Below are 7,497 nucleotides of genomic sequence, written 5' to 3'. Positions count from 1 at the left end.
GACTTTTTTTGACGCTTCTATTGATTTTAACTATTTTACGCTGATTTGGGGATATTTACAAAACCGGGATGCTCCCGGCGAGGACAGTAGTATTTATTATATCTTTGAAAGGCTAAATACCGGAGGTACTATCCTTAAACCGCAGGAAATTCGTGCTTGCATCTATCACGGCGAACTCAATAATTTGCTAGGGCAACTCAATCAAAACCCAGCGTGGCGTGACATATTTGGCCTCCCAGATAAAAACGGGAAAGATCGAGAACTTATTTTACGATTCCTGGCTTTTTACTTCGAGGGCAACGATTATAAGCCTTCTCTAAAAGAATTTCTTAATCAATACATGAGGCAAAATAGACACCTTGCCCGCCAATCAGAAGAACAAATAATAAACGCATTTATCCCAACGATTGAAGTGATCCATAAAGGTCTTGGTAACAAAGCTTTTAAACCTCAAAAAGTATTGATACCTACTTACTTTGAAGCTGTAATGGTAGTTACTGCCCGCAGGTTAGAACAAGGCAAAATTAATAATATTGAACAACTGGGAGAACGCTATAAATCACTTACAGAAGATGATAATTTTAGTGGAATAGCTCAAAAAGTACGCAATCTTACTAGCCAAGATAATGTTAGGAAGAGGTTAGAAATTGCGTCCTATCATTTAGGAAATTTGGAATAGTAAGTATTGCATAAAATAAGCGTTAATTATGATTATAGATTCCTGTGTTTCAGGTCTAACCTCTCGCTATCAATTAGCCACAAATTCTATATGAGTGCAATACAGCACTTGATTACCCACCTAATAGAAGTTGGGCTGATTTGGGCTGTTAAATATATTGTAAGTTAAGATAGCAGTAGGTTTAGGAGTGGGGCGATCGCCCTAACCCAATATAAAATCAACACTCACTACAAACTCGGGAAAAGCCAGCGGCGCAACTTGTTGACCGCGCCAAAACTTGAGCATTAAACTATAACCGTTCGGGCCTGGCTGACGGTAGACTTCCAAACAATTTTCAACTAAATCTACCAGCCAAACTTCCTGAATGAGCGATCGAGCGTAAATGGATACTTTCACATCTCTGTCATAATCAACCGTACTCTCTGAAACCTCAACTAACAGCAAAACTTCAGACGGTACTGGATGGGCTGTGGCGTAGTAGTCAGCGCGAGGTTGCAGCAATACCACATCCGGTTGAGGTTCAGTCCGCTCAGTCAACTGGATAGGGTCTTGGACACCCAGAGTCGCCCGATCTTCTGGAATGAGGCTGAAGCGCCTGGTGAGACGCTTAACAGAACTTGCGTAACGAGTACCAATTGCAGCCATTTTAACAATCTCTCCTTCTATGAGTTCTACCCGATCGCCCTCGGAGAGAATACCCGCCTCAGTCATCAAATGATATTCTTTTACTGTAAATAACCGTTTTTGAAGCTGAACAGACATATAACTATTCTCCTTGTTTGCAGCTTACCTAAATTTACCATAAAAAAAACGCCCCAAACGGAGCGGAAAAAAGAGGAAAGATTTAGATGACAAACCGTAGACAAAAAGCATTTAAATGCCCGCTATCAAGTCGGTTTAAATACCGATTAATAACTGTATGTATGGTTCATCGCCAACTCTTAATACAGTTTAATTTGAGTGTGATTGCAAAATTTTAGCTCGATTTATAGGCAACAAATTCTCATCCATTGCCAACTGACAACTAGAGCTTGCCTCCCGATTATCTGACACTTATGAATTTTGAAGAAGCGGATTTTGACTGAGTTTAAGTCTCTTTTCCGGCGGAGTCAACTTTGTCTGTATCCTGCTTTAATTGTGATACAATTGCGCCTCGATCGCGCCAAGCTTCGGCATTTTCGGGTTTGATGGCAATAGCTCGATCGTAAGCTGCCATTGCTTCCTCATACCGCTTTAATTCAGACAAGACTATCCCCACATGACGCCAAGCATCGTAGGAGTCGGGCTTAATAGCAATCGCTTTCTCATAAGCTGCGATCGCTTCTTCATTGCGCTGCAATTTTGCTAAAGATTCGCCTTTACCAAACCAAGCTTCGTAACACTCCGAATTAAGGGTAATTGCTGATTCGTAAGAGGCAATTGCTGCTTCATGCTGCGACAGTTTGTCGAAAGCTACGCCTCGGTTGTGCCACACTTCAAAATCCTCCGGTTTAAGGGCGATTGCTTTGTCGTAGGATTCGATCGATTCTTGATATCGCTGCATTTTTCCGAGCACAGCGGCTCTATTGTACCAAACTTCGTATTTGTCGGGCCGGATGCCGATCGCCCGATCGTAAGAATCAATAGCATCGCTGTAACGGAGAAGTCTCCACAGCATATTGCCTCGATTGTACCAAGTTTCGCATCTGTTCGGATTGAGTTCAAGAGCGCGATCGTAAGAATCGACTGCTGCTGCGTACTGCTGTACTTTAGCCAGCATCGCACCTCGGTTGTGCCAAATTTCGCTGTCGGTTGCTTTGATAGCGAGGGCGCGATCGTAACTGGCGATCGCTTCTTCGTAATGCTGCAATTTACCCAACAAAGCCGCTATACTGTGCCAACAACCGTATTTTCGGGATTCGCTCGAACTTGCTCGCTCGTAACAGGCGATCGCCTCTTCGTACCTGTGCAATTTGCCCAGCAAATGCGCTTTATTATACCATGCTTCGTAGTTATCCGGTTTAATTAATATTGCTTGGTCGTAACAGGCGAGTGCTTCTTCCAGGCGCTGCAATCTTACTAACACATTTCCGCGCCAATACCAAGCCTCATTCAAAAATTTATTCGCTAAAACAGCTTTTTCCAAGCAGACTAATGCCTCGTCATAATTGCCTTGAAAATAAAGCCCTTCGGCTTGCTTGACATAATCGTCAGCAATCAAATTTTCGTTGCTAGCAGGTGCAGTTTGCGAATTTTGGGAATTGTTTAAGGCCGGTTGAGGTGCGATTTTGAGAGCTTCTTTTGCAACAACTGCGGGAACTTGGGAAATTTCTTGAACAATTTGATATTTTTTTTCGTCAACTTCTTTCAGCAAAACTTGCAGGTGCATGAGAAATTGAGATTTGAGAGTCTCAATTTGCTCGACGGAAGATTTGGAAAGTTCAGTTTCTCTAGTTAAAAAATCAAGGGATTGTTTAGCGGCACCCATTTGCGCTTCTAATTCATCCCTCAACTTTTGATTCAGTTGGCTAGAATTTATGAGTTCGGATTCCAATACACCAATTCCCTGCAATCGTTTATTGGCATCAGCAACCAACTGTTTGATTATCAGCCGTCGCATCATCCAAAAAAAGGCAATTGTCACTGGTGGAAATACTGTGCCAAGAATTAGTAAAATATTGAGCAGAGTTATGGTAGTATTAAAACCGTATCCAGATTCAGCACTGCCACTAGACGGGGAGATAAAAGCGAAAACTTCGCGAACTTGAGGATTGCTTTCAACCCCGGTTTGGATTAATTTAGCAAGCCAAGTTTCTTGTAAAGATTGTGTTAGTTCATCGCCGGATGCAGCAGCAGTATTCGCCTTGGTTTTTGCAGTAGCAGATAAATCGGGTTGAGCGGCAGCTACCAGCAAACCTGTCGGCGATTTTACAGCAATTCGCGGGGAAAATTGTTCGTGGGCGATCGTCTCAGGCTCGCTAATTGACTCAGCCCGATGCGATGCGGTAGTATTTGGGGAAAATTGTTCGTAGGCGATCGTCTCAGACTCGCTAATTGACTCAGCCCGATGCGATGCGGTAGTATTTGGGGAAAATTGTTCGTAGGCGATCGTCTCAGGCTCGCTAATTGACTCAGCCCGACGGGATTCAGTATTATTTACCGCATCAACAAAGTTGCTAGCCTGCGGTGTCTCAGGAGAAATAGGATGTGCAGCAGGATTGGCGCTAGTATTAGCAGTTAAATTGTGGGATGCGAGGGCAGCCAGAGTCAAGAGAGCTACATTTGAGACGCGCATAAACGTCAACTCATTTAGGAGAAATTAGTGCTTGGTTGTCAGCGATCGGGCGATCGACCTCATACTCTCAGCAGTCAGAATAGCTGACATGAGGAATGCTGACTTACTATCTCCAAAATACGCGGGGAGTCTGACTTGTCAGGAAAACAGCCAGTAATTATGGCTGTGGAACTTTGGTGAAAGAATATATTCTCGCGCCTAATCCGGTTGAATGACCCTCGGAATCATCATGAGGCGGGTAGGGCTAGGTTCAGCAAAATTTTAATTATCAACGAAAATATTAATCAACCCGCCCCGCCCCAACTTCGATCGCCGGAATTGTCGGTAAATTGCCAAAATTGCGATCGCCCGATTTAACGATCGGGCGGGTTTTGCAATGTGTGCACAATTAGGCATAGATGCCGGTGAACCCGCCCCTTGTATCTTCAAAGAGGCAAGCCATCGTACCGCCAAGCAAGCGATCGTGAGTCCTGTCCATATTTATGCTTCGACTTCAATCGCTTTGACGAGTATACGCTCGAATTCATCCCACCAAGGAAGTTCTTCCGACTTTGGTATAAACTCCGATCGTTCTTCTCGGATCGTTTTTACTTGGTTGCGAAGTTGCTCTGCTTTTGCTTGCTCCATGTTGAGTAAAGTGCGGAGGTTGTCCAGTAGCTTTTCTTCTGATCCAGCGACAGAACCATCAGCAGATGCCACCCAGGACGCACAGAGATAGAGCAAATCGCGATCTTTAGGATTGATGGTATCTAAACCTTCAAGCTCTACAGAACCACGACTAAGTATGTTCGATATTTCATCTTTACTTAGCTGGAGCTGTAAAGCATCGGATGCAACGTGTACGATCAGTTCTTCTTCTTTGGCAATTACCGAATCTGCCAATACGACAGATCCGATCACTTCAAAAATCTTCTGGCGTGTCAGTGGCTGAATGCTAGCAATCTTGGACTTGATTGCTTCTTTTTGCACTTTTTCCATTCGTTGAGTGATCGCTGCACTCCTGCTGGCATCTGTCAGCATCAACGGATCGAGTAACTCCTCGGCTAATGCCTCTGTCATCACCTTCAATTCAATTACAGCCTGTTTTATTGAGAGATTATTTTTATAGGCATATTTCACGACTTTGGAACCAGTTTCGTAGCCGTAAATAGCTGCAATAACCGGAGATAATGCCAAAGTATTCTCTGCTTGATGTTGGCAAACATCTTTACGAACCACTATCCCCTTGATACATTTTTCAGCAAATAACGGTATACCTTTTTTCAGGAGCTGACAGGATTCAAAAAGATTCTTGGCAATGATTGAAGTCCACACATTCATATCCAGTTCGGCGCCTTCAACTGCCATTGTAACAGTCACATCATTACCGCACACCTGATATGCAATCTGATTAATGAATTCAGGCATTGTCGGATTAATCTTACCAGGCATAAAAGAGGAGCCTGCCTGTACTGCTGGCAAAATCATCTCTAACATACCGGTGCGATTGCCACTAGATAAAATTCGCAAGTCCCGCGCCATTTTAGATAGTCCTGTTGCCAGAGCTTTAAAACTTGTTGATATATGTTGAAATATATCCCCATTTTGCAAACAATCAAAAAAGTTTGGGTGCTTACGAACTTGCAACCCTGTTACTTCTCTGAGATGATGATAAATCAAGTCTGCATAACCGATATTGATTCCTAATCCCGTGCCTACAACAGTTGCTCCCATTGGTACGTCCAGACAGGCATCGAGAACCTGTTCTAATCGGGTAATTCCCCGCTGTACACCAGCTAAATAAGCACTAAATTCCTGGGCAAAGGTAATCGGAACTGCATCTTGAATGCAGGTTCGAGCCAATTTCACTACATCTTTATATTCGTCAATCTTGCCTGTTAAAATCTGCTCTAACAACTTCAGACTGTCTAATAACTCCAAGATTTCAAAATACAGCGTCAGATTGAGGGCGGTAGCAATTACATCGCTGGTTGACTGACCAGAATTTACATGATTATTTGGATGCACAATTTCGTAGCCTTTATGACCAACGATCATCTCATTAGCTCGATTCGCCAGCACCTCATTAACATTCATATTTACGGAGACACCACCCCCTGCATTATAAACATCTACAGGGAAATTGGATTTATCAATCTTACCTGCTATGAGTTCATCTGCTGCCTTGCATATAGCTTCGGCTACGGGTTTAGTAATTGTACCAATTTCCGCATTAGTCAAAGCCGCAGCTTTTTTAACCATTGCAACACAAGCAAGGTATCTGTGAAAATCTCCAATGGTAGTGTTAGAAACCTCACAATTTTGGCGACCACGTTCGGTGTTGATGCCGTAGTAAAGTTCTTCAGGAAGGGGTAACGTACCTAAGGAATCAGTTTCGTAACGCATGAGCAAATTTTTCTCCATGAATAGTGAAGCCCATCAAAAAAATGTACTTTTCAAAAGCCCGCCCTATAGGAAGTTAGGCATCAAAAATAGCAGCTACATTCAGCACTCTGCCAGAAAGATCGCTTTCTTCCAAAGCCCGATTGTCAAACATTCCGACAACTTTGAAGCCTGTCTCTGTCAGAAGATGTTCCAGTTCTGCTGGAAAAAATAAACGATATCTACAGTAATCCACTACTGGATCTTGGCCAGGAAATTTCCAAACACGCTTTCGCACGATCAGTTGTTGTCGCCGTTGAAATGTATAGGTTGCGATCGCTTTCCCAGTAACCTCGTCTGTATTAATTTCAAATTCTTGGCATTCCTGAAATCCACTCTCTGACAGATAGCGAGCCCCATTCAAAAGTTCTAGTACAAGCAAGCTTCCTTTTTGTGCATGGGCTGCAAAGGTTTGTAATGTCTTACCTATATCCTCATTAGTTAGTGCATAGGTTATTGCCCATCCCAAGCATAAAATTGCCTCGAAATTCCGCTCTAAACGGAACGTTCGCATATCACTCTCTTGAAACGTTAATGTTGGATATTTCGATTGGGCATGGCGAACCATTTCCGGTAAATAATCTATTCCAATACACTCTGAAAAGTTACGAGCCAAAGCATTCAACTCGCGACCCGTACCACATCCAATATCTAAAATAGATGAGGGATAATGCTGTAAGTAACGGCCAAACATCTGTTGACACATTTTTGCCAGTTCATCGTCTAATACAGGATAAACCTTTTCATAAAGTTCCGGTTGACGGTAGAGCAGGTTAGTAACTTCATCTTGTTTGCTTGTTGATGAAGTTTCCCTTACTAATTCGGAAAATAACTGTGTATCAGTTGTTACCTGAACAGGTTTTTGAGTTTCCATATTGAGTAGTGTTTTGTTGTCTATTTACTCACAAAAAATCTAAATATTTTTCATATAGTTAGGAGATTATTTTTAGATCGCACCAATTGTATCATAAATTATTTTTATTTAAAATAAGTAATTGTACTTATTTTATTTAACGATCGGATCGTGTCCGGTAGCATCCTTCGTGTAAGTAGTTAGACAGAATTAATTACACAAATATATGGTAGAATGATATTCCCGGCAAAATTATGAGTTAATTAGAAT

Annotated in this window: 6 protein-coding genes and 1 pseudogene; 2 read left to right on the top strand and 5 right to left on the bottom strand. The window is 42.4% G+C overall.

The features are described from left to right. Window positions 1-679: pseudogene (locus QUA99_RS31820) on the top strand (DUF262 domain-containing protein); the annotation flags it as partial. Window positions 680-880: 201 nt separating this feature from the next. On the opposite strand, the gene QUA99_RS31815 reads toward QUA99_RS31820, so the two are convergent. Both QUA99_RS31815 and QUA99_RS31810 read right to left on the bottom strand, forming a co-directional pair. Continuing rightward, window positions 881-1,441 (bottom strand): Uma2 family endonuclease, encoded by a 561-nt coding sequence (locus QUA99_RS31815; protein ID WP_333245313.1) that lies wholly within the window; start codon window positions 1,439-1,441, stop codon window positions 881-883. A 325-nt stretch (window positions 1,442-1,766) separates the two neighbouring features. Next, window positions 1,767-3,953: a tetratricopeptide repeat protein gene (locus QUA99_RS31810; RefSeq protein ID WP_333245310.1), complete on the bottom strand. Its 2,187-nt coding sequence runs from the start codon at window positions 3,951-3,953 to the stop codon at window positions 1,767-1,769. Between the two features lie 31 nt (window positions 3,954-3,984). Between QUA99_RS31810 and QUA99_RS31805 the strand changes: the two genes are divergently transcribed. Continuing rightward, window positions 3,985-4,110 carry a hypothetical protein gene (locus QUA99_RS31805; protein ID WP_333245307.1) on the top strand — a complete coding sequence of 42 codons (126 nt, stop codon included), beginning with the start codon at window positions 3,985-3,987 and terminating at the stop codon, window positions 4,108-4,110. Between the two features lie 104 nt (window positions 4,111-4,214). On the opposite strand, the gene QUA99_RS31800 is transcribed toward QUA99_RS31805, so the two are convergent. The 3 genes from QUA99_RS31800 to QUA99_RS31790 form a co-directional block, all read right to left on the bottom strand. Continuing rightward, a complete protein-coding gene (locus QUA99_RS31800; protein WP_333245304.1) occupies window positions 4,215-4,349 on the bottom strand; it encodes a hypothetical protein in 135 nt (44 codons plus the stop codon). Window positions 4,350-4,433: 84 nt separating this feature from the next. After that, window positions 4,434-6,338 carry a lyase family protein gene (locus QUA99_RS31795; RefSeq protein WP_333245301.1) on the bottom strand — a complete coding sequence of 635 codons (1,905 nt, stop codon included), beginning with the start codon at window positions 6,336-6,338 and terminating at the stop codon, window positions 4,434-4,436. 73 nt (window positions 6,339-6,411) lie between these two features. Then, a complete protein-coding gene (locus QUA99_RS31790; RefSeq protein ID WP_333245299.1) occupies window positions 6,412-7,248 on the bottom strand; it encodes a class I SAM-dependent methyltransferase in 837 nt (278 codons plus the stop codon). Window positions 7,249-7,497 lie beyond the last annotated feature (249 nt).

The sequence above is a fragment of the Microcoleus sp. F10-B2 genome (genome assembly GCF_036704965.1).
Lineage (GTDB): Bacteria > Cyanobacteriota > Cyanobacteriia > Cyanobacteriales > Microcoleaceae > Microcoleus.
The sequence above is the reverse complement of the archived record's forward strand: the minus strand, read 5'-3'. Positions and strand labels throughout refer to the sequence as shown.